The sequence below is a fragment of the Paenibacillus luteus genome, assembly GCF_006542765.1.
GTDB lineage: Bacteria > Bacillota > Bacilli > Paenibacillales > Paenibacillaceae > Pristimantibacillus > Pristimantibacillus luteus.
The window spans coordinates 21,318-44,905 of sequence record NZ_SKCD01000037.1 but is presented as its reverse complement, the minus strand read 5'-3'; the positions used below and the strand labels follow the sequence as shown (position 1 = coordinate 44,905).

The 23,588-nt window shown below is 42.2% G+C and carries 15 protein-coding genes; all 15 read left to right on the top strand.

Features of this window, described 5'->3' with window-relative positions; translation table 11 throughout:
• The first annotated feature begins 585 nt into the window (after positions 1-585).
• The 15 genes from E0496_RS25205 to E0496_RS25135 all read left to right on the top strand — a co-directional run bounded on the left by E0496_RS25205 (position 586) and on the right by E0496_RS25135 (position 23,479).
• On the top strand, positions 586-1,887 hold the full coding sequence (locus E0496_RS25205) for a S1C family serine protease (protein WP_241674986.1): 1,302 nt from the start codon (positions 586-588) through the stop codon (positions 1,885-1,887).
• 605 nt (positions 1,888-2,492) lie between these two features.
• On the top strand, positions 2,493-3,059 hold the full coding sequence (sigW, locus tag E0496_RS25200; protein WP_139990775.1) for an RNA polymerase sigma factor SigW: 567 nt from the start codon (positions 2,493-2,495) through the stop codon (positions 3,057-3,059).
• A 208-nt stretch (positions 3,060-3,267) separates the two neighbouring features.
• The gene (locus E0496_RS25195; RefSeq protein ID WP_141504517.1) at positions 3,268-3,906 is read left to right on the top strand and encodes a zf-HC2 domain-containing protein; all 639 of its coding nucleotides are present in this window, start codon (positions 3,268-3,270) and stop codon (positions 3,904-3,906) included.
• 140 nt (positions 3,907-4,046) lie between these two features.
• Complete coding sequence (gene cdaA / locus E0496_RS25190) at positions 4,047-4,889, top strand: diadenylate cyclase CdaA (protein ID WP_141504516.1); 843 nt, start codon at positions 4,047-4,049, stop codon at positions 4,887-4,889.
• Positions 4,882-6,276, top strand: coding sequence for a CdaR family protein (locus tag E0496_RS25185; RefSeq protein WP_161601563.1), 1,395 nt, complete (start codon positions 4,882-4,884; stop codon positions 6,274-6,276). Before cdaA ends, E0496_RS25185 begins: the two co-directional genes overlap by 8 nt.
• An 83-nt stretch (positions 6,277-6,359) precedes the next feature.
• Positions 6,360-7,700 carry a phosphoglucosamine mutase gene (gene glmM, locus E0496_RS25180; RefSeq protein ID WP_141504514.1) on the top strand — a complete coding sequence of 447 codons (1,341 nt, stop codon included), beginning with the start codon at positions 6,360-6,362 and terminating at the stop codon, positions 7,698-7,700.
• A gap of 554 nt (positions 7,701-8,254) precedes the next feature.
• Positions 8,255-10,087, top strand: a complete 1,833-nt coding sequence (glmS, locus tag E0496_RS25175; RefSeq protein ID WP_141504513.1) for a glutamine--fructose-6-phosphate transaminase (isomerizing) — start codon at positions 8,255-8,257, stop codon at positions 10,085-10,087.
• 273 nt (positions 10,088-10,360) lie between these two features.
• On the top strand, positions 10,361-11,185 hold the full coding sequence (locus tag E0496_RS25170; protein ID WP_141504512.1) for a TnsA endonuclease N-terminal domain-containing protein: 825 nt from the start codon (positions 10,361-10,363) through the stop codon (positions 11,183-11,185).
• Complete coding sequence (locus E0496_RS25165) at positions 11,182-13,386, top strand: Mu transposase C-terminal domain-containing protein (RefSeq protein ID WP_141504511.1); 2,205 nt, start codon at positions 11,182-11,184, stop codon at positions 13,384-13,386. Before E0496_RS25170 ends, E0496_RS25165 begins: the two co-directional genes overlap by 4 nt.
• Positions 13,383-15,053 (top strand): ATP-binding protein, encoded by a 1,671-nt coding sequence (locus E0496_RS25160; protein WP_241674985.1) that lies wholly within the window; start codon positions 13,383-13,385, stop codon positions 15,051-15,053. The genes E0496_RS25165 and E0496_RS25160 overlap by 4 nt, the downstream gene beginning before the upstream one ends.
• A 12-nt stretch (positions 15,054-15,065) precedes the next feature.
• The gene (locus E0496_RS25155) at positions 15,066-16,793 is read left to right on the top strand and encodes a TnsD family Tn7-like transposition protein (protein WP_141504510.1); all 1,728 of its coding nucleotides are present in this window, start codon (positions 15,066-15,068) and stop codon (positions 16,791-16,793) included.
• 35 nt (positions 16,794-16,828) lie between these two features.
• Positions 16,829-17,236: a hypothetical protein gene (locus tag E0496_RS25150; RefSeq protein WP_141504509.1), complete on the top strand. Its 408-nt coding sequence runs from the start codon at positions 16,829-16,831 to the stop codon at positions 17,234-17,236.
• Positions 17,223-18,440: a Tn7-like element transposition protein TnsE gene (locus E0496_RS25145; protein WP_206669857.1), complete on the top strand. Its 1,218-nt coding sequence runs from the start codon at positions 17,223-17,225 to the stop codon at positions 18,438-18,440. Before E0496_RS25150 ends, E0496_RS25145 begins: the two co-directional genes overlap by 14 nt.
• Positions 18,441-18,536: 96 nt before the next feature.
• The gene (locus E0496_RS25140; RefSeq protein WP_141504507.1) at positions 18,537-21,101 is read left to right on the top strand and encodes a sensor histidine kinase; all 2,565 of its coding nucleotides are present in this window, start codon (positions 18,537-18,539) and stop codon (positions 21,099-21,101) included.
• Positions 21,102-21,118: 17 nt separating this feature from the next.
• The gene (locus tag E0496_RS25135) at positions 21,119-23,479 is read left to right on the top strand and encodes a hypothetical protein (protein WP_141504506.1); all 2,361 of its coding nucleotides are present in this window, start codon (positions 21,119-21,121) and stop codon (positions 23,477-23,479) included.
• Positions 23,480-23,588: the final 109 nt, after the last annotated feature.

Here is a 23,588-nt window from a genome sequence, read left to right as displayed (position 1 = left end):
TGGGGAGCTTTTTGTAGGCGACAGGGACGAACGTCGGATAGGACATCTAAGGGAAGAAGGAAGGTGGAAGGAACAAAACCACCACCGTCTCCTCTTCCCAAAGGAATGAAACGTGTTGCCGTAAAGATCATAGTGGAGAAGTAGTCAAACAACAGAATAATACCATAAAATGGTAACCACCTACAATTAAGCCTCCTCTATTCTTTTTCTTTTAAGAGAAGGAATTCAATTGTAAAATTATTCATTTCGAAATAAAATTTGGATTGATGTTAGGTTGTTTGTAAGGCTAGTGTAAAAAGTAGATCTATTTCATCGGAAACGGTCCAATTGGCGAAAATAGGTCTAAAAAGTAGATCTAATCTGGATGGGGGAGCTACTCTGGGGCGTAGACTTAATTTTTGATGTAATTTGAAACTTTTTGAGCGCATAAAATATATATTTCCATTGATAGAATCTCCGCAAGAAGAAAACATAACTTCGTTGTTTTCTTATGTTCATTTATAACCGGCTTAAGTTTCGTTTAAGGTACATCCTGCATGATAGGTACATGGGAAACAGACACCTACATTGGAGAGGATGAACACGATGAACGAGGAAAACAAACGCATGAATGCGAACAACAATATGAATCACAATACGAACAACGATACAAACAACGATACAAACAACGATATGAATTACGATACGAACAACGGTGCAAATATCGATTTGAACAACGATATGAACTATGATGCGAACAATCATTCGAATACGAATCAAACTGCCACTCATACCTCTGCTACGCATACATCTGCCACGGGCAACCAGTCACCATCGGTCACTACTTATATCTATGAATCTACCAAATCGAGCAACGATCTGAGAGCATCATATGAGAGGGAACTGAGACTTCAGCAAGAGACGGAGCAGCTTCCAGATGAGGAGCAGGGGAAAAAGAAGAAACGTTCCGGAGGAAGCTCTCCCAAAACGCTGCTCGCATCGTTTCTGATCGGCGCTATGGTAATCGGAGGCTTCTCGTACATGGCGGACAAAAACAATTTGTTCAGCGGAGGGACAGCGGCGGTTCAGGGTACGGGCTCCAGCGTAGTGAGCAACACGGCGCAGCAGGATGCAGGCTTATCGACCGCATCGCTCAGCACAAGCGAGGATATCGCATCTGTGTATGCCGCAACAAGCCCGGCGGTTGTGAAAATTGAAAACTACGGTGAAGCGGCTAGTTCCAGCTCTATGTTTGACGACCCGCGGTTTCAACAGTTTTTTGGTGGCGGGCAATCTGGCAGAGGCGGTCAGCAGCAGGAACAACAACAGCAGCAGCAACAACAGCAAAGTGCTGCGGAACTGGAGCTGGTGGGTTCAGGAACCGGATTTTTCTTTGAGCAGGACGGTTATATTTTGACGAATGAGCATGTGATTGCAGATGCCAAAGAGGTAAAGGTGACGGTGCAAGGCTATGACGAGCCGTTGACAGCTAAAGTGCTTGGTTCTAGCTATGATCTCGATTTGGCCGTGCTTAAGGTAGAGAGCCCTGACGGAAAAGCATTCCCGTCACTCAAGTTAGGTAGTTCAGATGAAACTAAAATCGGGGATTGGGTGATGGCGATCGGCAACCCTTATGGCTTCGACCAAACGCTGACGATGGGTGTTCTAAGTGCCAAGGAACGTCCAATTACGATTGCGGATGAACAAGGCAACCATGAATACGAGCATTTGCTGCAAACCGACGCTTCCATTAACCCAGGCAACTCTGGCGGACCGCTTCTAAACGAGCATGGCGAAGTAATTGGCATTAATACAGCGGTGAACGCGGAAGCACAGGGCATTGGGTTCGCCATTCCGACATCGACCATTACAAAGGTGCTCGATCAGTTGAAAACAAATACGCTATAATCTCTAGCGTCAGCAAAGTGTAGAGAAAAGCTTGGGAGCCGCGAGGTGCCTGAGCTTTTTTTGGCATCTACAATCCATGCAGCCTAGCCGGAAGTCGAAGCATGAAACTAGCCTAAAGTCGATTGCTGAGCGGACATTAAACGTATATAATTGGCTAAATGGTTGCCATCCGAAACGTACGCCAGAAAATAGAGCCTGCATCGTCATTTCTAGCGACTGAGGTTTAGGGCTGTACGTGGTAAGTTAGTCTTCCAATTTGGGGGATATGTTACTACAGATTGGCATTTTCTTTTCAATTGCCTTGCTTTTTCAGTTCAGGTCGATTACGATTTTTCTATTGCTATATAAGATTGCTGGGCAATATTGATGACGTTAACGATGAATATGGTGAATGCCTCGGCAAAGAAAATACATATATAATCCTATTAAAGATTTACATAGATAAAGGCTGATACATCGCTCACTGCGGTTACTTGCCTTAGGCTTAGCGGGCGGTTGCTGGCGTACAATTTCTCTTAATTGTAATTGCAGCTTTGGACGGCGGCTCATGCATGGTCTATGGCACACTGGTCAGTTGAACGAACGGAAGGTTTGGAGGAGTTAAGGTGAATGTATTGGAAGCACGCCTGGCGAAGTTAGCGCTCAAAGGCGATCAGCAGGCATTTGCTGAGCTTGTTGACCTCTATCAGGATAAGCTCTTTCATATGGCATATCGAATGTTAAACAGCCGCCAGGAGGCGGAGGATGTCGTTCAGGACACCTTCCTTCGCGTATACAAAAACCTGGATCGGTATGATGATACGTTAAAATTTTCGACATGGATCTACAGAATTGCTACGAACTTGTGCATTGATCGGCTGCGCAAGCGGAAGCCCACTTATTCGCTTGATGCCGAATCGAACGACCATGAAGGATTGGACGGCTATTCCATGATACCGAGTGATAACCGGACACCCGAATCGGAGCTGCTGCTCTCGGATACCCAGCGGATCATTCATTCGGCGATTGCCTCGCTACCGCCAAAGTATAAGAGCGTGATGACGCTGCGTTACATGCAGGATTTGTCGTTGCAGGAGATCGGGGATGTGCTGGACATGCCTGTGACGACGATTAAGACCCGCGTGCATCGCGGCAGAGAGTTTCTGAGAAAGAAACTGGAGCACAAGCTATAACCCAGATTCCTTACTGAACATAAACAAGTGAAGCCATGTCTGCTTTGGACATTGGCTTATTTCAGGGATTAATGGCGACCTTTTTTGGGCTTGGGAGGGTGAGTTGCGACATTTTTAAAAAAAGTGAAACATCCCCTCGCGAGCAACGTATCCTAATAACGAGAATAGAACTTAATGCGCGAGCAATGGAAAGAAAGGACTGGCTGCTATGAATTGCAACGTCGCCATCGTATGGATGCATGACTATTTGGACGGCGAGCTGCCGCGTGAAGATATCGTTACGTTAAAATCTCATTTGCTCTCCTGTCCGGCTTGCCGCAGTCGGTTTGAACAGCTCCAGAAGACGGACGCCGCGGCGTTCCAGACTTTAGAAGCGCTTAAGCCTGCCGCGGATTACGACCTGAAAGCATCAGAGCAATTGACGGAACGCATTATGCAGCAGCTGCCGAAGAAACGAAGCAACCAGCGGAACCGGATCGTACGCTTTATTTACCGCTATCCGGGCGTAACCGCTGCTGCGGTGTTCGTACTCGTAATGCTGGGAAGCTTCTTCACCATGTGGGAAGAGGACACCAAGTTGATCGTCGCGGGCGAGGATCTTCAGCAGGTCATTATAGAGGGCAACACCGTAATCGTACCAGAAGGGGCCCATTTAACTGGCAACCTGACGGTAGAAAATGGAACAGCCGAGGTTAAAGGCGAAGTAGATGGGAATGTTACTGTTATAGACGGTACCTTGAATCTGGCTTCCACCGGCCATATCGCGGGGCAGAGCCGGACCATCGATCAAGCGCTCGATTGGTTCTGGTACAAAGTGACGCAAACGTTTGGCGGGAATGCTCGTTAATGTCGGCTGCCTCCCTCTTGCAGGGAGGCATTTTTTATTTTTTTTTGAAAAAAAGGATTTCCAATCCCACATCTAGAAAATAATAAAGTTGAAAACCAGTATAGACCAGAATAAGGGGATCAGCTGTTGGGGGTTGGCATATGAGTTATTTTTCGGATTCGACTTGGCATGACTGGTTAAAGGACATCATCGATGTTGGCATAGTCAGCTATATTATTTATAAAATGATTTTGCTTGTGCGCGGTACACGGGCGGTTCAGCTTCTGAAAGGGATCTTTATCCTTGTTGCCGTATGGGCGCTGAGCACTTGGTTTAATTTGTACACGCTGAAGTGGCTTATGAACCAGATGTTCACGTTCGGAATCGTGAGCGTGCTCATTATTTTTCAGCCGGAGCTTAGAAGAGTACTGGAGCAGCTCGGACGGGGCAAGCTTTTTGCGAGGTCATATTCGCTTGATCGGGATGTCGTTAATGAGCAAATAGACGGCGTGATTAAAGCTGTCCGTTTTATGGCAGAACGCAAAATCGGAGCGTTAATCGTATTCGAGCGCACAACGGGCCTAAGCGAGCTCATCGAATCGGGCATTCGGATGGAATCGCGGATTACCTCCGAGCTGCTCATTAATATTTTTACGCCGAACACGCCGCTTCATGACGGTGCGGTCATCATCCGCTCGAATCAGATTATGGCAGCAGGCTGCTATTTGCCGCTGTCCGAAAATCCTTTTATCAGCAAGGAGCTGGGAACGCGCCACCGCGCGGCGATTGGCGTAAGTGAGGTCACGGATGCCATATCCGTCACCGTGTCGGAAGAAACTGGACAAATATCTCTTTCGCTCGGAGGCATGATTGTCCGGGATATCAACGAGGAATCCCTAATTTCGAAGCTCTTTGATGAGCTGACGCCGAAGACGAATGGGCGCACCAAGGAACGTGCGACGATATCGTCGCTTTGGAAGCGGAAAGGAGGCCAAGATGGATAAGTGGCTAAGCCATCCTACCTCGCTGAAAATTATTTCAATTATTGTCGGGCTGCTGCTATGGGCGGTTGTACATATTGATCCGGATACGTCGCCGCAGACGATGACTACAAATATTGATACGAAGACGATTGAGGCCTCTGTCATTACGCCGGATGGTCTCGATACCAAAAAATATGTGCTAACGGCCATGGAGCCTACCGTCGTTCGGCTCGACGTACAGGGCAGGCTTACTGATCTGCTTAAGGCCTCCTCCACCGATGATTATGTCGTGAAGGTGGACTTAAAGGGCGTGAAGCCCGGCATTCAGGAATTGCCGCTTACCGTAGACCTGCCTAAGGGGATTCTGCTGGTAAAAATGTCACCAAGGACCGTAACGGTGCAAATTGAGGAGATTTTGACCAAGCCTTTCGAGCTGCAGGTCGTAACCGAAGGCAAGCCGGCAGACGGCTATGTCCTAGGAGCTGCAAGCGTGGTATCGCCTACAGATGCCGTACAGGTTACGCTGCCGAAGGATGATATGAGCCGAGTTGGGCTTGTAACGACTGAGGTAGACGTCGAAGGCGCAGATAAAACAATTGTGAACAAAAAAGCAAAAGTTATCGTATATGATACAGACGGCATTGAAATGACGAACGCAATGATCTCTCCGTCTACCGTACATGTGGAAGTCAAGATTACGCCTCCGTTCAAGAAGCTGCCTCTTCAGGTGCGCTACACGGGCACGCTGCCGGAGGGATTAAGTCTGGTGTCGGTTAAGCCGACGATTGATCAGGTTACCGTATATGGCGATCAGAAGACGTTAGACGGGCTTCAAGTCTATGATGGGGTCGTGCTGGATCTCTCAAAGGTGAAACAGTCCGGCAGTATACAGGCGAAGACCGAGTCCATTGACGGCATCAAGTCGATTGATCCAGGCGAGGTGACGCTTGAGGTTGTCGTGGCGCCGAATATTACAAAAACCTTTACCGGCATGCCAATCACCATTGAAGGACTTGCGAGCGGGACCTCTGCGACAGTTCGCACGCCTGCGGACGGTAAGTTTAATTTGACTGTGAGCGGTGCGGAATCGGTCTTGTCTGCGCTTAAGGCAGAAGCGATCAGCATCATTGCTAACTTAGAGGGGCTTGCACCGGGCTTGCATGAGGTGACGCTGCAGGTGGATGTGCCATCCTACGTACAGACTGTGCTTGCAGAGGGGCAGACGCTTACGGTTTCGATTGAAATTGTAGCGGATGAAGCTGCTGGCGGCACGGATGGGGAAGAAACCGAGGAGGTCGGGGGAACCCCGACAGAGGAAACGCCAACCCCTACGCCAACACCAAGCCCGGCTACCACTGATGGGAGCGGTAACGGAAACAGTGGTGGCAATGCAACTAGCGGAGCATAAGGGTGTAAATCAAATGAATATGGAACAGGAACAACTAACAAAAAACGACGATTGCAGCATATAACAAAGGAGCATTATCTATTATGGGGAAATATTTCGGAACAGACGGTGTACGTGGCGTAGCCAATCGCGAGCTTACACCGGAGCTAGCTTACAAAATCGGCCGCTGCGGCGGCTATGTCTTGACGCGTCAAGCCAAAAAACCAAAGGTGGTCATTGGGCTTGATACACGAATTTCGGGGCCAATGCTGGAGTCTGCGCTGATCGCGGGTTTGCTGTCCATTGGCGCAAGCGTAGTTCGCCTTGGCGTCGTATCGACACCTGCGGTGGCTTACATTACGCGCGAATTGAACGCCGATGCTGGCGTTATGATCTCGGCTTCGCACAATCCTGTAGAGGATAACGGCATTAAGTTTTTTGCCGGCGACGGCTTTAAATTATCGGATGATACCGAGCTCGAAATCGAGCAGTTGATCGATGCCGACACAGATGAATTGCCACGTCCTGAGGGCGGCGATATCGGAGCGGTATCAAGCGATAAAGGCGCGAAGCAGCGTTACCTGGATTATTTGAAAACGACGATTAAAGGCGAGTTCAGCGCTTTGAAAATCGTACTCGACTGCGCAAACGGCTCTGCCTATGAGCTTGCTCCATCCGTATTCCGCGAGCTTGGCGCGAATATTATTACCGTTGGCGCTGAGCCAGACGGCTTGAATATCAATGCGGGCGTAGGCTCGACGCATCCGGAATATTTGCGTGAGCAGGTATTGCAGCACGGCGCGGATCTCGGCCTTTCTTTTGACGGGGATGCGGATCGTCTTATTGCGATTGACGAGAAGGGCGACGAAGTGGACGGAGACTTCATTCTGTGCATTATCGGTGATGCGATGAAACGCGCAGGCAAGCTGAAGGAAGATACGATTGTGACCACGGTGATGGCTAATATCGGGTTCTTCAAGGGCGCTGAGCGTATCGGCCTGAAAACCGCACAAACGGCTGTAGGCGACCGTTACGTGATGGAAGAAATGCGTCGCGGCGGCTTCAACTTAGGAGGCGAGCAATCCGGCCATGTTATTTTCCTGGATCATATTACGACAGGCGACGGCATCCTTACGGCGCTTCAGCTGGTGGATACGCTTGCTGCTTCAGGCAAGAAGCTTAGCGAGCTGAAAGGGCTAATGCGCAAGTACCCGCAAAAGCTCGTTAACGTGCGTGTAGCCGACAAGAGCTTGTACCAAGGCAATACGGCTATCGAAGAAGCAGTAAAGCGCGTAGAGCTTGAGCTGGGCGACAACGGCCGCGTTCTTGTCCGTCCATCGGGTACGGAATCGTTGATCCGGGTCATGGCGGAAGGTCCTGAGAAGGAACAAGTCGAGGCCTATGTGGATCAAATCGCTGACGTCGTCAAAAGTGAGCTAGGTTAAGCATTGTGAGGATGCTGTCGAAAGCCTGTCAGATCGTGTAGAAGGCTGGCTTTCGGCTCCTTATTTTGGAAGATACTTGTGGATATTTTCACACAGTGGTTGCACAGTTTGCTGAAAATGAATATGATAGGTAGTGTGATTCAAGAAGGAAAGCGAGGATTGAGGTTATTTAAGCAAGTTAAGCGCCAGAGCTTGCGTGATGAATGATTCGTTGTAGAGCTTGGAATATTGAGCTTGAAGCGGGTGTTCATACGGGAAGCTGACGAGGTGAAGGTGTTCGAAACATTCGGCGGGGACCTTCCGGTATTATAAGCCAACCGAAAGCCGTTACGTAAAACGGCCGGGCGACCGGTCATACAATCGTGCGGCAGGCTTCGTATATGATTCATTCTCCCGTATGTCCAAGATGCCACCAATGGGTGGGCATGGGCAGAGGGGTTACATTTTCCGCAATAATTGGGATTACTTTGTGACAACTTCATATTGCCTGTGCCACGCATTGGCAGGCATCCGGTTTGGGCGGGAAAATAACCTAATCGGAGGCCTATTAAATTATGTGTGGAATTGTAGGATATATTGGTAAACGCGACTCGCAGGACATTTTGCTCGAAGGATTGAAGAAGCTGGAGTACCGGGGTTATGACTCCGCCGGTATCGCTGTCTTCACGAAGAACGGGCTTGAAATTACAAAGTCGAAGGGTCGTTTGGCGAATCTTGAAGGCTTGCTGCGCGAAGAGCCGCTTGAAGGCTCTGTCGGCATCGGCCATACTCGCTGGGCAACGCATGGCAAACCATCAGACGTGAACTCGCATCCGCATACGGACAACACGGCGAAGTTCTCGGTCGTTCACAACGGAATCGTTGAGAACTACCTGAACCTGAAGGAAGAGCTGGTGACGAAGGGACATATATTCGTATCAGAGACCGACACGGAAGTCATTTCCCATCTGATCGCAGACGAGTATGACGGCAATATCGTTGAAGCGGTACAACGCGCAGTGAAACGTATGCGTGGAGCGTTCGCGCTTGGCGTATTGACTGAGTTTGAACCGGACCGCCTGGTAGCGGTACGTTTTGCAAGCCCGCTGGTTATCGGCGTTGGCGAAGGCGAAAACTTCATTGGCTCGGATATTCCGGCAATTTTGGAGCATACTCGCAATGTGTACATTTTGAACGACGGCGAAATGGCGATCTTGACACGTGATGCTGTCGAAGTGATGACGACTGAAGGCGAAAGTATTTCCAAGGAAATATTCCATGTCGATTGGGATCTGGTAACCGCAGAGAAAGCCGGATTTGATCACTTCATGCTGAAGGAAATTCATGAGCAGCCAAAGGCTTACCGCGACACGATGATGAGTCGTATTTCCGAAGACGGCAAATCCGTTGACTTAAAAGAGCTGGGTATGACAGCTGAATATATTAAATCGATTCGCAAAGTCCACATCGTGGCTTGCGGTACGGCATTCCATGCTGGGCTTGTCGGCAAATCGGTCATTGAATCACTTGCACGAATCCCGGTAGAGACGGACGTGGCATCGGAGTACCGTTACCGTTCACCGATCATCACGCCGGATACGCTTGTTATCGTTGTTAGCCAATCAGGCGAAACAGCAGATACGCTCGCGGCTCTTCGTGAAGCACAGCGCAACGGCGCTCGCGTGCTTGCCATTACCAACGTTGTCGGCAGCTCTGTTGCCCGTGAAGCGGACCATGTGCTAATTACTTGGGCAGGTCTTGAAATTGCGGTAGCTTCGACAAAAGCTTACACTTCGCAGCTGATTGCGTTCTATCTCTTCGGCTTGCATCTTGCAGGAACACTGGAGACAAAAGATGCAGCGTATATCGAAGAAGTTATTGTAGCTATGCATAAGCTACCTGAGCAAGTAGAGCATATTTTGCAGCAAGCGTATGTGCTTAAGCAGGTTGCTGAATCCATTTCTAGCCACAAACACTTGTTCTTCATTGGTCGCGGCGTAGATTATGCTGTCGCACAGGAAGGCTCGCTCAAGCTGAAGGAGATTTCGTACATCCACTCCGAGGCTTACGCGGCAGGCGAATTGAAGCACGGTACGCTAGCACTGATCGAGGACGGCATTCCGGTTATCGCTTTAGTAACCCAGGAAGAGCTTTACGAGAAAACGCTTAGCAACATTAAAGAAGTGAAAGCGCGCGGCGCACACGTTCTTGGCATAGTGAACGAAGGCTCGCAAGAAGAGGTAGCGAAATCTGTCGATGAGCTGTTTGCGATTCCGAAGACTCTTCCAATCCTGTCGCCAGCATTGTCCGTAATACCACTGCAGCTGATCTCCTACTATGCATCACTTGCTCTTGAGCACGACGTGGATAAACCGCGTAACTTGGCGAAGAGTGTGACGGTGGAGTAGGTTAATTATTTAAAATATAGTTTGTGTTAAAAGAAAATAAAGTGTTAGACTGAAAAATAAAGTATTAGACTAGGAAAATAAAGTATTAGACTGAGAAAATAAAGTTGTAGACTGGGAAAATAAAGTATTAGACTGACGGAATTGGCCATACTGCTACTAGGAGCTCTACTACTGTCTACAGAATCGACATCCAGAATAAACAACATGACTCTATTTGAGGCTGCCTTCGGGTAGCCTCATTTTTTTTGAATTTCATTTTGGAGGTGGTTCGTAATGGCCAAACGGAAACGGGAGATCACAGAAGCAAAGATAGATCGCTTTATTAGAGAAGGAAGAGGTCAAGGAACAGGCAAAGATTATCTTCCATGGCTTCGGATTCAGGATGTTCCCTCGGATGGCAGAGCCACTCGTGGTATGGGCTGGACAACGGGCAGAAGGCATGAGCTTCTTTCAGATATAGAACGTGATTATTGCTATCTATTGGATTATTCAGATAATGTGTCGGATATTCGTGAGCAGTTCCCTCTTCTTCCGTTGGAAGAAACTAAGTTGATAGCAGAAAAAATAGGCGTAAAGCACCCTGCTGATCCGAAGACAGCCGTGGACATTGTAATGACAACTGATTTTCTTATTACATATAAGGATAAGCACTACGCAAGAACGCTTAAGCCATTTTCGGAATTAGAAAATGAGCGAACAATCGCAAAATTTGAAATAGAGCGTGTTTACTGGGAAGAACGGCATGTTGACTGGGGAATTATCACCGATCAAGACTTGCCGGATGTTCTAATTAGGAATATTGAATGGATTCATAAAGAGTATCACAACGATGACGTCTCTGAATTAGGAAGATTCGTTATCAATAATTTACAGCGAATGCTTTCAACCCGTCTGAATTCCGGTGAGGCTATTTCCAGAGCTTGTTCATTCTGTGACGAACAACTTGGATTAGAGTTAGGAACGTCTTTGGCACTTTTTCGTCATCTTTTAGCACGTAAAATATGGTCTGTAGATATGAATGAAAGAATCATTCCAACGAATGCAGTGAGAGACTTCATCATAAATGCAGCAGTAGAGAAACTAGCGAAAGGTGGATGAAAGACTTGCAATCACTCTATGAAAATATGGTTGTGGAATGGAAGATGCCTGATTCTGAGGATCGTTTTGTAGAACGTATAGTATGGATTTCGCCTGTCGAAGATATTCTTTTTAGTATTGCGATGGGTGATGAAAAAGCTTTCCCTATTATGAAAACTTACTCTGAGTATACAGCAGGCTTTGAAGCAGATCTGTTAAAACAGATTGATTGGGTTAATGATAATGTTCCCCTATTAGATTCTAATATTGATAGTGAGCATTTAAATATTCGTGATAAATCATGGGATGCTATTAAGGATATAGTGCATGATGAGCCAAGTTGTTTTGAGAAGGGCTTTAGAGGATCTCGCATCAAGGAAGTACAAGAACGTACAGGACTTCATAAAAGTACGATTTATCGTTATTTGCGTAGATATTGGCAAGGTGGCAAGATGAAAAATGCATTATTGCCCCATTTTAATAATTGCGGCAGCCTCGGAAATGATAGAACACCTAAGGAAACTAAACGTGGCCGTCCAAGAAAATTTGAAGATGAACCTGTTGGGATCAATATTGATGAAGATATCAAACAATTGCTCAGATCAGGTATTCGGTTGTTTTACAACAATAAGGATAAATCTCCACTCAAGCATGCCTATCAGAAGACGCTTGAAAAATTCTTTGCATCCGGTTTTCGTCAAAGCGGACAGGCGGTCGTACCTGTACTTCCTTCTCCAGATCAGTTGCCAACCTTCGGACAATACAAATATTGGTTCAAAAAAGAAATGGACCTGGAGGATACGCTTAAAAGCAGACTGGGCAAGAAGAGATTTGCATTAGATTATCGCCCCATTCTCGGTAGTTCTACTTATGAAAGCTTTGGTCCTGGTTCCAGATTTCAAATCGATGCAACAGTAGCGGATGTTTATTTGGTCAGTGAATATCGACGCGAATGGATTATTGGTCGCCCCATTATTTACATTGTAATCGATGTTTTTAGCAGATACATTGCAGGAATTTACATTGGTCTAGAAGGACCAAGTTGGATTGGTGCAATGATGGCATTAGCCAATACGACAACTGACAAGGTAAAGTTCTGCGCACAATATGGTATTGATATTGATCCGGAGGATTGGGTAAGCAGTCATTTACCACAAAAACTAACGGCAGACCGTGGGGAACTTGAAGGAACTAGACCAAGCCAACTTATTGATGTTCTGGGCGTCGATGTAGAAAATGCTCCTCCTTATCGGGCAGATTGGAAAGGAATTGTTGAGCAGCAGTTCCGATTAACGAATCTGCGAAGCATACGATTTATTCCTGGAGCAATTAAAGAACGTTATAGAGAGCGTGGAGAAAGGGATTATCGCTTGGATGCAAAGCTAACCCTTCGTGAGTTTACACAGATTATGATTCATAACATTCTCTATCACAATAATGACCATCATATGTTGTGGTATGACAGGAACGAATTTATGGTGGCTGATGAGGTTACGCCTATACCTAGGGATTTATGGCATTGGGGGATTGTTAATCGTAATGGGCGTCTTAAAAAACAGCCCGAGCATATCGTAAAGCTAAACTTAATGCTTCAAGGTGAAGCTACCGTTACTGCTGCAGGAATTCAGTTCAAAGGCGTGCATTACGTATGTGAATTAGCGATGCGGGAGCAATGGTTCATAAAGGCAAGAGCAGGAAAAACGTGGCGGGTTAAGGTATGCTACGACCCTCGTTCTACTAATGAAATTTATTTGTGGTTGGATAATGGGCACCAATTCGAAACATGTACACTGCTTGATCGGGAAGAAAGATATCTCAATAAAAGATTTGAGGAAGTAGAGGATCTGTTAGAGATTGAGAGATACCAAGGAAGGTATCAGGATGTGAATAATATGCTGTCCAAAATTGAGCTTGATGCTCAAACCAAGGCAATTGTTGAAATGGCAGCTAAGAAAACGAATGAAGCCATTCAACAAAGCGAAGAAAGCAATAATCAACGTGTGAAAGGAACCAGACAGCGTCGTAGCAATGAAAAACTTGAAAACCGCAAACATGAAGCTTTTCAGTTATCCGATCAAGGTGCTGCGTCGAATGACTCAACCAATAATGTAGTTCCTTTAAAACGCGATGATGCTGTTGAGAAAAAACAAACGTATATCCCTCCTGCAGATAAGCTATCGAAAATAAAAGCGTATTTGCAGGAAGATGGTGATGAAGAATGAGTGAGTTTGATATCCCGTTGTTTCAGTTTAGTCGCGGTGAGTTTGTAGAAGCGGACTACCAAGATCCTTTATTGGAGGATTATCGGAATAATCCATTACTAGAAGCACTCCCACCAATCTGGGATGATCAAACAGTAGTGAAAAGCCTGTCTTCAAGTCCGATTTTTAATCCTTCAGAACGTAATTTGCCGGTTCATCTTCGCATGCATTGCGTTCAGAGGATTTCAAGGGATTTCTTTCGGCCGCTATCCAGACATTTGGAATTGCAGCAAAGCCTCTCTAGATTGATTAGAGACGGCTATGTGGGGCGTAATCCACTGACCCCTAATTATGCTTTTAGAGCCCGTAAAGACGCGTATGAGCTCATTATGAAGGGGTCTACAAACGGATACCCGGTCAATACCCCTACCTCTGCTGGATTTGCTCTTGTGGGTATATCTGGAATTGGTAAATCCAGCAGTCTGATGCGGATTTTGCAAATGTATCCGCAAGTCATCCTGCATCGCAAATATAGAGATCAAGATATGCCTGCTCCCTATCAAATTGTATGGTTGAAAATGGATTGTCCGCATGATGGTTCTATTAGAGGGCTATGTTTGAATTTTCTGCTGGCGGTTGATAGCCTGGTCGGTACTAGGTATTACAAAAAGAATGCGACTAAAACTCCGGATGAGCTGCTCCCAATCATGGCTCAGGCTGCTGCGGTTCATTGTCTTGGTGTATTGGTCATTGATGAGATTCAAAATTTGCAAGAAGCCAAAGATGATCGCGCAGCTCAAATGTTGAACTTCTTCGTTCAATTGGTAAATACAATTGGATTGCCGGTCATTCTTGTAGGCACATACAAAGCGCTCCCGGCACTAAATGGTGAATTCCGAAATGCGCGGCGTAACAGCGGTCAAGGGGATGCTACATGGCATCACTTCAAGAAAGATGATGAGTGGGAATGGCTGCTGCGAGGCTTGTGGAAGTATCAGTGGACAGACAAGAAGGTCGATTTAACTCAGGAGTTTATAGATGTTATGTTCGACGAATCTCAAGGGATTTCTGACGTTGCAATAAAGCTGTTTATGTTGACGCAATGGCGAGCGTTGGACAAAGAAATCGAACATATTACACCGGAACTAATTCGATCTGTTGCCAAGGATCGCCTCATCTTAATCAAGCCTGCTCTGGAGGCATTACGTTCGGGTAAGAAGAAGCAAATTCAGATGTTTGCTGATATTTACGATAGTGTTTCTGTGGATGATTACCTAGATCGGATTGAAGCTGAACAACGGCAAGCTGAGAGATTAGAAGTGATACGTACAGAGCTTGGTTATGATGTCACCGAGCAGACTGTTAACGAATTAAGCGCTTGGCTAATAGATGCAGGCGTAGAGGAGTCGGTAGCGCTACAGTCTGCAAATGAGGTAACAAAAGCACATATGCATGAGTTAGATGTCGTTGATCTTCACAAAGAAGCGCTAAAGCTCGCATTGCAGAAGCAGAGGAAAGTTACGAGTGAAGCCTCAGTGCAACGCAATAAACGTACGCCTAAGGTTTTACCGACAGCACCTCATGATTTGCGAGTAATTGTGACCCAGTGGAAAAAGAAGAAGCTATCAGCCTACGATTCACTTAGGGCTGCTGGATATATTAAAGATCCTTTGGAGTTTCTTGGCTAAGGTGGTGATTAAATGAACGAATATGGTAGCTTGCCTCTCCCCTATCCGGATGAATTGTTGTATGGCGTAATCACTCGCTATCACTTGCGTATGAACAACTCAAGTCCAAAATGGACGCTTAGAGAAGTATACGGTACGGAAAGTGTTATTCCGACAATGGATCTTCCCAGTCACTTGGATGATTTCACCGAGCGGAGTTCACAAACAGGAATGTCTTCCGATCATTGGATTGATGAGCATACGCTATATCCGTTCTATGCACCCTTTCTTCCGATTGAACGGAGCAAACGACTGAAACAACTGATGAAAAGCAAAGATGGCTCAGGTATTCATACGTTCGTTGGTATTACGGCTAGCACCATTGATCGAAGCTGTGAATTGAAGTTTTGTCCGGATTGTTACGAGGCTAATATTAAACAGTTTGGAGAGCCCTACTGGCATCGCATTCATCAGAATACTGGTGTAATGGTTTGTCCATTCCATTGTGTTGTATTGCATCGAATAATATATCCTGTGGCGGAGCGACACGGTTTAACGGCGCTGCCTATTTCCAGATATTTATTTAAGTCGGAGCCGATTCAGAAGAATCTACCGGACAAGCTTTTATTAAAGTTGTTTGACATTGCGCTGGATGTTCAACGGCTAATAAGCGTAGGAAAGTCGCTTGAGCTCTATAATCTCCGTGAGTCTTTACTTTATAAATTAAACGAACGCGGATGCTTGACGCCTGGTAAACACATTCGGCAACGTAAACTTGAAGATCAAATCGTGGGCTACTACGGTCGGGAATTACTTGAAATGCTAGATTGTGTGATTTATGGGGAACATTATTCATGGCTGGCAGTGGCAGCTAGGAAAGCTCGTAGGGCTGTTCATCCGTTGAGACATCTATTGCTGATACACTTTCTATTTGGATCCTTCTCGGACTTCTTGGGTCAAATGAAAACAGTTTACTCCCCTTTCGGACAAGGTCCATGGCCATGTCTCAATAAGGCTGCAGATCATTACAAAGAATCTATAATTGAAGGTATAAGGATTACTCGTTGCACGGACACAGGTAATCCGGTTGGCACATTTACATGCAGATGTGGTTTTTCATATTCCAGAAGAGGACCAGATCATAATATTGAGGACCGTTTGCGGATAGGTCGTATTAAAGCCTTTGGCCATGTATGGATGAACCAATTAAAGGATCATATGCAGAATGGTTTATCATATCGGGCAACAGCCGTGAGATTAGGGGCAGATACGAATACAATCATTAAATACTCACGCTATGATCAGGTAATTCAGAAAGCATGTCCTGAAGAGTCACTACCTTCTCAAAAATCTATAAAAGCGCAGTATTCAAGAAAAGGACTTGCCTCGGGTTACGTTCGGATAGATTGGGAAAAACGTGATCTCGAATTAAGCTGGGAAGTTGAAAAAGGTTGTAAAACGCTGCTTGATGAAAGGGAAACTAAGCCTGTTCGAATCACTATTGCCTCAATAGGCAAGCGTATTGGAAGACTGTCGTTGCTTGAAAAACATAAAGAGAAGCTTCCAGTCACAATAGGAATCCTGTCGAACTATCTGGAGTCAGTGGAACAATTTCAAATTCGAAGAGTTAAATGGGCTTCGGAACAAATGATAGACGAATTTCCTATCAAACGATGGAAACTTGTAAGGAAAGCTGCTTTAAAGCCGGGATATTCACAAACTGTTTCCGCAGCGCTTGAATGCTATAACGGCTATGGATAGCATACATTGGAATACACAAATGAGGTGACGACACAGTGCGTTCAATAGGATTTCGACCATGGACATTTTTAGAAGATGAAGATGTCGAGTTGTTTTGGTTTGGCTCGCCTTATATGAATTATAGGAGAGATTGGAGTGTTCGAATTGCATTTAAAAGGGCTTCTGGTGATCTGAAAACCCTGACTTACCCATGGGGGAAAATGCCACTATTAAGATTGGGTCAAATTTATGCAAATGGTAACTTGAATCAAGTTCGCCCGATGAGTGGGTCAGCCTATAATTTCACTATACCATCTCTAGATTCAGGGGTGATTGTGAATTCCTTCAAACTGCCAAAGAGCCTTATTGATTTTGGCAAGAATCCTGAGCTTGGCATGCAAAATATCATTCAATATTCTATTAGGGGGATTAACATTTTGTATTCCTGTTATGGAGCTGCTTAGAGCAATGTTTATTAATTCAAAACTATTAGCTAATTCTTTGCTAGAGCCACATGGCTTGGAACAACTTATTGACAAGTGTGAGTTTGAAAGAAATGTTCTTCACTTTCATTTGGGCAACCGTGTTTCCAATACAATGGCTACGGAGAGCAATGCTCGTCACATATCATGGATATATTTGGACTTTAAGATCAAAGCTATGTGGGATTCTGTTTATCGAATTTTGTTCAGTCAAGCTGTGAATGGATCTCCTATTAATCCTTCTATTATGTTAAGGAGAGGTATTCCACTTAGCGTAGAGTTGCCGCCTACAAGCCCAATTGAAATGACAGTTCGTGGTGAAAAGTTTTCAAATATAATGTTGGTTAAAGAAATTATTGCTTTTGGGGGATTTACACATCCGGCCAATGAAATTGAATTCTGGCATCATTCTAAGAAGCGACAGGAGCCTATTTTCGGCGAAAAACGGTTACGGATAACGTCACGTAGTAAGAATGAAGACATTGTGATTAATGATGAAAGTGAAAATGCAAAAGAAGATACCAATCAAAATGTGTTTGAGGCCCCTCCTACCTACATAAAGTTTATCAATTATCCAGTAGTTAGGACTCGAAAGAAAAGCGTGAGGCGAACGAATACAGGCAATGATGTTATTGTTAACTCCGGGAAAGGCGGCAAATCATCGGGGGGTGCAAAGGAAGTGAGCGTGCAGGATTCGATAGTTGGTGGAGATACGCCGCCCATTGATTTTCAAACGTTAGAGTTGGTTCCGATGACTGAAGCTATTGGTTTGGAAGACTTCTTCAAGATGATCAGTGTGCTGAAGGAGATGACTTCGTATTCTATTCGGATGTCTGTAGTCCGAGTTCCTCCAGGTAAGCGATTTTCCATCTGTCCGAATGGAGCTCGCCGGACTTGTGCTATTGTTCAGGTATCGAATGCATCTAGTACAAAATATATAGTTGAAGTTGCTAGGCCTGATAATTGGTCAATATCGATGCTTATTTTGCAATTACTGAAAGATATTTCACTCAAAGCGGTAGAAAATGAAATTAAACTACTATTAGATGGTCTAGTGCAAGAGGGGGGACATTGGGATCAAACTCTTCTTAATCGATTTAATAATATGGATATTGAAAAAGTAAAACACTATAGCAATGATACAATTGAAGGTTGGTCAAAGAAAATTGTGAATAAACTATTTTAAGTGCATATATTGAGGGAAATAAAGGATATTGAAATCCTTTATCTAATTCTTATATAAAGTTAACTATTTAAATAGTGTAAGGTGGTGATTAAGAGTATGGAACAAATGGATTTATTCGAGAGTTTTTACGAGGATCCGGATATAGACTTTGTTGATATGAATAGAGTAGGTTTTAAGGTCCATGCTTCTTTGATATATAAATTAGGTGAAGAACTGATAGCAGATGAGATAACCGCAATATCAGAGTTAGTTAAGAATTCATATGATGCTGATTCGCCATTCGTAAATTTAATAGTAGATCCCTATTATGAGGAAGAGATAATTGATGAATATAATGGAAGAAAAACTCCATTGACAATCAAGGGACAGATTACTATTAAAGATGCTGGGCATGGTATGAATAAAAAAGATATCATCAATGGCTGGTTGACTATATCGAACTCAATAAAGAAAAAAATGAAGAAAAATAAGGAAGTAACAAAGAAGTTTGAAAGAATGCCACTTGGAGACAAAGGTTTAGGTAGGCTTTCTGTGCAAAAGTTAGGGAATTACATGCTTATGAGAACAAAAAAAGAAGGAGAAACAACGGAATATTCCGTGTATATTCCTTGGGGGCATTTTCGTAAAAACACAACTATTGACAATGTACCAGTCAAAGTAACTGAAAAAAATATTGACTCGAGTGAGGCTGATAAAGGGTACACTGAAATTATTATTAAGGGCTTAATAAATCCTGATTTGTGGACTAATATTAATAGTATTAGAAAGTTAGAAAAAGAGCTTTCCCAGATTGTTTCGCCTTTTAAAACTAACAGTAATTCATTTTATTTATACGCAAAAGTAGGTCAAATTGAGCTGAATTTCAACAAAATTTCTGACGAAGCGCTAGATGGTGCAATATCAAAATATAGTTTTAGTCTAACAAGAGATCAAATAATGATTGAAGGTTACTATAAACCGGAATTTTTTGAAGGGAAAAATGATAGCTTAGTTAATATTGATCACCTGAAAGAATTTATGATTAAAAAAAGTGAAGTCTTAAAAGGCTGTATGTTTATTGATTCTCCAGAGGATTATTATATAAAGTTTGAGCAATCAATTTCATTAGAAAGTATTGGTGAATTGATAACTGACAAGCTGGATAATAGCATTTTGTATCCAGGTAATTTACACGGGGAAATATATTCTTATTCACTAGACCCTTTAAGAATAAAGTCTCAAATCCAAAAGTTGAATTTTGAGTTTTTGGATGATACGTATAAATTTAGAAACTACATAGCAAATAACAAAGGAATAAAGGTCTTTAGAGATGATTTTTCTATATTACCTTATGGTTATGGGGAAAATGATTGGCTTTCATTAAGCGCTAATGCAGCAACAAAGGGAAAGTTTACTGATTTGAAAAACGATACTGTAATAGGTTATATCCAACTACCTGGTAAAGAGAGCTATAATCTTAGAGAGAAAACAAATAGAGAAGGTTTTATAGTTGATGATAATTATAATAATTTTGAGTTGATTATTAAACTTGCTATAAAAAGAATAAATAAAAATAGAGAGAATTTAAAAAAATATTTTAATGAATACATACTTCAAATCTATAGTGATACTCAGCATACTGATTCAGTTACTCTGTCACATGAAATTGCAGTGAAGAAAGCAAAATCAGTCACTGAGAAAATAGAAAAGATAGCTACGGCTTTAGAAAATAATCATAAACAAGTAAATGAGACTAATAAGATATTTACGTCAGTTGAAAATAAAATTGAAGACATAAATATTACTACGGAGGAGAAATCTCTACTTAATCAATATTTGCTGCAACTTCAAGTTGGAATTAATTCTACTAATAATACTCTAATAGAAGCTGCTAATTATATTAAGGAGATTGATGTTTTAAAAAATCAGATTAAAGTAATTGAATATGAGTATGAGCAATTAATTGAAAGGATGGAAGAAATAACTGAGTTAGCTGGTTTAGGTATTGTGGCCGAAACATTAACTCATGAGTTAAATACATTAGTGAGCAATACTAAAAAAAATACTGATGAAGTCGCTGGATATTTTAAAAATAAATACGAACCAGATAAGAAGATTGAACGGTATTTTAATTTTGTTAAGTATTCATCTGATTCCATCAGAAAACAAGTTAGTCATCTATCTCCAGGATTTCGAAGTGTAAGGACTTTGAAAAGGAATATAAAAGCGAGTGAGATATTAAAAGAGCATATTGATAACTATTCAGATAGAGCTACTAGACTTGGAATTAATATTAAATTAAGTATATCAGATGATTTCGAAGTTAATGTCAGTCAGGGCATGATTCATCAAGTGTTTGATAATCTATATCTTAATTCAGAGCATTGGCTACAACATTCTTTAAGAATTAACAAAATCCAAGTGTGTGAATATTCAATAGTAGTTATTGGAAATGGTCGTATACATGTTTGGGATAATGGGATTGGAATTGATCCAAGTATTGAAAATCAAATTTTTGATCCCTTCGTTTCAAATAAGAAAAATGGTCGAGGACTTGGGTTATATATAGTTACTAAATTATTGCAACATAATAAGTGTACAATCAGATTAATGAGAGAAAGAAATCAATTTAATAATTTATACAAGCTTGAACTGGATTTTTCAAAATGTTTAAGTTCCTAGGGGCAGAAAGGAAATTTATGAATATAGTTGATGAGCTATTTAAGACTAATAGTATCAAATTCATTGTAAGCGTTGATGACTGTTACGGTTCGATAGAGGAAACCGTAGAAATGAGCGAATTAATTGATGAGATACTTGAACGAACTGATTCTTATTTACCTATCATTGGTGCTATAGGTAAATATAAATTTAATTTAGTGGATTTTATAGAATTACCTGATGAAATTAAAAGAAAGATGATAACTGAGTGGCTTGATGTCTTAGATAGAGAAGATATAGTAAAGCTTGCAATTAATCCCGATTCGCAAGAGCTGCTTACTCAAAAAAGAACATTGTTAACTTTTTTCGATGATTTAAAAACAAAAGAGATAATTACTGACTTTAAAACGTTTGATTCAATAGAAGTAGCAAAAGAGTTTCTTGAAAAAGGAATATCCGGCTTGTGGGATCCGAATGAAGAAAAAAAAGTGCTATGGCTTATTGATAGAGATTTCGGAGAAAAAGGTGCTGAAAATAAGGGCTTCAGTTTATTAAAAGAATTTCATAGTGAAGAATGCAAATGGAATATTGCAATTCTTGCGACTCAAAAAACAGAGGATATTGAACAAGAAGTTCAGTTTAATGACTTTTTGAACAGAGTTTCTGATTTATCTGAGAGTAAGAATATGTTTTGGAAAATTAACAAAGATTTTATAGATACTAATAGTAATGAAGAGTTTGCAAATGCTATTAGCTTTGGTCTAAAAAGAAATTACACATTTAGAGTAACCAATTTTATGATAGATGCGTTAAAAGAAGGGATAGAGTTAGCAGGGAATGAATTTAAAAACATAGAACAATCTACATTTAATAATATTGTATTAAATTTTAGTAACGATGAAGGTGTTTCTATTGTTGATACGTTAACTCGAGTATTGTTAGTATTAACTAAATATGATTTGAATGAGAAGATCACTCAAAAGTATGAGGATCTGGTTAAACTAATTCATAACTATGAAAACTTATCAACCCGTTCGCAAGGAGATAACAAAATTCAAAACCTTAGCGAAGTAAATCGAATCAGGAACTTAGAAAAGTATAATTCGTGGGTTAATAACCACTATTACCCAGTTGGGTTCGGGGATATATTTTCAATAAATTCAGAAGAATATTTGTTAATTTCTCAACCTTGTGATATTACATTACGGGCTAAAGGAGATAGAAAGATCAAGAATGGGCTTTTACTTAGACTAACAAATGTAAAACCCAAACATGAAAATTTTGTGTTTTTGAACTATTTTAAAAAAGGCGAGCAATACTATGTAAACCTAAAAGATGAATTTCAGATTGATTTGGATATATTAGATCTTTGTGCACTAAATGCTGATGGAGCGGCTAAAATTGTTCTTAACGGTGAAGGGAATTTTGAAATCAACGAGGATTACCGATATTCTAAGGGGCTTAGGAATAGATTGTATGAGGTTTTAGAAAGACTGAAGCAGGTCTACGATAATAGAATCTCTTTAACTAGAACACTAGATAAACTCACAGAAAATGGCGATGAATCTGTTGCGGGTATTATTGCTGAATATAAAGTTAAAGAGCAGGAGATGTGGGGGAAGTTTGTAACAATAAATAATTTTCATCAAGAAAAAGATTATATTTATTATAATGTTCAACGAATTAATAGATTGAATGAATTTGTAACAAATAGCATTTCTTTTGAGCATTTTACAGTTAGTTCACGTATTGGTTTGCCAGGTGACTACGCCAAACAATATAAACTTACTAAATATAATTTAAATGTCAATAATCCTTCTGAGTTTTTTGGTGAAGAACATGCGCCTCCCTTACTTTTAGCAACAGATGATTTCTCCGCACAACAAATAGAAGATACTTTAGAGATCAAAAAAATTATATTAGAAGCAATAAAACAGGTGGCCCCCGCCGTACAAAAAGAGCAAATATTGTTTAAAAAAGAAGGTAATACAATAATAGTAGACTCAAGTGCGTTACCCATTAAGATTAAAGACAGCGAGTATAATTGTGTTATAAAAGCGGATAGTTTGAAAATACCAACTGAAATCATAGCGCTCAAAGCAGTAAAGTTTATGGAACTACTACATTCTCAATCATTAATGCTTACATCAAATCCTTTATTCAGGAAGTTTTACAATAATGAAGCAATGAAACGTTCTAAGATAGTTGTGATAAATGAATCAATTACATTTAAAAAAGAAGATTTCATTACAGGGAATTACTCCTTTGATTATGACGGAACAAGATTATTAACAATTAATGCGTCCTTAAATAAGGTTGCGGATTTTGATTTTGAACTTGTCATGGATTTTATAGAAGAAGTTGACGGGATAGAATCTGTCGCTAGTACTCATAAGTGAAAACATGTATTATAGTATATTGATTTAGTTGCGACTATAGTTGTATACTTAATTAAATCGAGCCGCGCATCACTTATGATGCGCGGCTCAATCCTGGATTCAGTTTGGA

What these genes read in the sequence shown, in the direction of transcription:
- E0496_RS25160 (WP_241674985.1), top strand. Translation starts at nt 13,383, where the DNA reads ATGAGTGAGTTTGATATCCCGTTGTTTCAGTTTAGTCGCGGTGAGTTT.
- cdaA (WP_141504516.1), top strand. Translation starts at nt 4,047, where the DNA reads ATGAGTTATTTTTCGGATTCGACTTGGCATGACTGGTTAAAGGACATC.
- E0496_RS25195 (WP_141504517.1), top strand. Translation starts at nt 3,268, where the DNA reads ATGAATTGCAACGTCGCCATCGTATGGATGCATGACTATTTGGACGGC.
- E0496_RS25155 (WP_141504510.1), top strand. Translation starts at nt 15,066, where the DNA reads ATGAACGAATATGGTAGCTTGCCTCTCCCCTATCCGGATGAATTGTTG.
- E0496_RS25135 (WP_141504506.1), top strand. Translation starts at nt 21,119, where the DNA reads ATGAATATAGTTGATGAGCTATTTAAGACTAATAGTATCAAATTCATT.
- glmM (WP_141504514.1), top strand. Translation starts at nt 6,360, where the DNA reads ATGGGGAAATATTTCGGAACAGACGGTGTACGTGGCGTAGCCAATCGC.
- E0496_RS25165 (WP_141504511.1), top strand. Translation starts at nt 11,182, where the DNA reads ATGAAAGACTTGCAATCACTCTATGAAAATATGGTTGTGGAATGGAAG.
- E0496_RS25170 (WP_141504512.1), top strand. Translation starts at nt 10,361, where the DNA reads ATGGCCAAACGGAAACGGGAGATCACAGAAGCAAAGATAGATCGCTTT.
- glmS (WP_141504513.1), top strand. Translation starts at nt 8,255, where the DNA reads ATGTGTGGAATTGTAGGATATATTGGTAAACGCGACTCGCAGGACATT.
- E0496_RS25185 (WP_161601563.1), top strand. Translation starts at nt 4,882, where the DNA reads ATGGATAAGTGGCTAAGCCATCCTACCTCGCTGAAAATTATTTCAATT.
- E0496_RS25140 (WP_141504507.1), top strand. Translation starts at nt 18,537, where the DNA reads ATGGAACAAATGGATTTATTCGAGAGTTTTTACGAGGATCCGGATATA.
- E0496_RS25145 (WP_206669857.1), top strand. Translation starts at nt 17,223, where the DNA reads ATGGAGCTGCTTAGAGCAATGTTTATTAATTCAAAACTATTAGCTAAT.
- E0496_RS25205 (WP_241674986.1), top strand. Translation starts at nt 586, where the DNA reads ATGAACGAGGAAAACAAACGCATGAATGCGAACAACAATATGAATCAC.